Here is a 1980-nt window from a genome sequence, read left to right as displayed (position 1 = left end):
AAAACTCACATGGAAAATGAACCGGCCCCTTCATTGGGGAGGGGGAGAGTTTATCCATATGTGGATAATTCGGCCCATTCGCACGGGAATTATCCACATATTTACAAGCCTAACGCCTTCCACTTAGCAAGTATGCCCTGATATTATGGGCTTTCGAAATTCAGGTTAACTTTTGTCGTGCTGTGACTGTCTTATTTGAACGGAAAGATACAAAAAATTCTGTTTAGTTCGGTCGGTTACTTTTGCATAGACGGGTGATAAGATGATCCTAATTTACAGAGGGACTATCAAAAATGACAGCGCATACAAAAACAGCACAGGAGGGTATTGATAAACATGAAAAACCAGATTAAACCGATGACGGGTCAGGAGTATTTGGACAGTTTGGAGGACAGCCGAGAGGTTTGGCTGTATGGGGAACGGGTGAAGAATATTGCCCATCATCCCGCTTTCCGCAATTCTGCCCGATCCATTGCCCGCATTTATGACGCGCTCCATGATCCAAAGCACCATGATGTTCTGACCACTTCCACCGATACCGGGGGAGGCACTTTCACACATCGCTATTTCAAGACGAGCCGCAATACGGAGGAATTATTGGCCGCCCGTGATGCCATTGCAACCTGGGCCCGGCTGACATACGGATGGATGGGCAGAACGCCCGATTACAAGGGGTCCTTTTTGGCGACACTCGGGGGAAACCCTGAATTTTATGCCCCTTTTGAAGACAACGCGCTGCGCTGGTATAAGCTGGCTCAAGAAAAAGTTCTATTCGTGAACCATGCCATCATCAATCCTCCGGTGGACCGGAACAAGCCGATTCATGAGGTAGGCGATGTCTTTATCCGGGTAGAGAAGGAAACCGATGCCGGAATTATTGTCAGCGGGGCGAAAATGGTGGCGACGAGCTCGGCCATTACCAATTACAACTTCGTGGCATACAATGGTACCCTCCCGATTCAAAAAGAGGAATTTGCGCTTGCCTTCTTTGCCCCGCAAGATACGCCGGGTGTCAAGCTGATCTGCCGCCCGTCCTACGAGATGAACTCCGCCGTAATGGGCAGTCCGTTCGATAATCCGCTGTCCAGCCGACTGGATGAAAATGATGCCGTTCTCATCTTTGACAAGGCCTTCATTCCCTGGGAAAACGTCTTGGTCTACCGGAATGTCCAAAAAGCAAACGAGTTTTTCCCGCGTTCCGGGTTTGTCAACCTGTTTATGTTTCACGGATGCACCCGTTTGGCTGTCAAGCTTGACTTTATTTCCGGTCTTTTGACCAAAGCGGTGGAATCGACCGGTACCAGCGAGTTCAGGGGTGTCAAGGCAAATGTCGGGGAAGTGATTGCCTGGAGGAACATGATGTGGGCGATCAGTACGGCGATGGCCAAAGATCCAAACCCCGGGCCGAACGGAACCGTATTGCCCAATGTGGTGCACGGAACTGCATATCGCGTTTTCTCCACAATGGCCTGGACGCGCATCAGGGAAATCATTGAACACGTGGTCGCCGGCGGTCTGATCGTTCAGCCCTCCAGCGCGGAAGATTTTAAGAATCCGGAACTTCGTCCTTACCTGGACCGTTTTTATCGAGGTTCTAATGGCTACGGCAGTCAGGATAAGATCAAGCTGGTCAAATTGCTCTGGGATGCATTGGGAAGCGAGTTCGGCGCCCGGCATGCGCTGTATGAACAAAATTATACCGGCAACACCGAGGATGTCCGCATTCACGCCCTGATTGAAGCGGTCAACAGCGGCGACATGGATGTGTTCAAAGGAATGGTGGAGCAATGTATGAGCGAGTATGATTTGGACGGGTGGACAGATTCGAGCTGGGTGAATCCGGAAGATGTCAATCTTCATATTAAACGCCCTGTAACGGGGTAAGTCCAGCGGTAATATGTCAAGACCCTGAATCAAGAAAGTTGGAAATTTATTTAGACGAGAACGCATTGAGTCAGGGAAAAAGACAATACTGAATAA

1 protein-coding gene is annotated in these 1980 nt (G+C 49.6%); it reads left to right on the top strand.

Translation table 11 applies throughout. From position 1 onward, the window contains the following. Positions 1 to 336: 336 nt before the first annotated feature. On the top strand, positions 337 to 1884 hold the full coding sequence (locus VF724_RS21065) for a 4-hydroxyphenylacetate 3-hydroxylase N-terminal domain-containing protein (RefSeq protein ID WP_371756199.1): 1548 nt from the start codon (positions 337 to 339) through the stop codon (positions 1882 to 1884). Positions 1885 to 1980 lie beyond the last annotated feature (96 nt).

The sequence above is a fragment of the Ferviditalea candida genome, assembly GCF_035282765.1.
Lineage (GTDB): Bacteria > Bacillota > Bacilli > Paenibacillales > KCTC-25726 > Ferviditalea > Ferviditalea candida.
Note: the sequence above shows the minus strand (reverse complement) of the source record. Positions and strands in the feature narration are given on the sequence as shown.

Excerpts from the sequence above, each read along its gene's own strand:
- VF724_RS21065 (WP_371756199.1), top strand. The coding sequence starts at position 337 with ATGAAAAACCAGATTAAACCGATGACGGGTCAGGAGTATTTGGACAGT.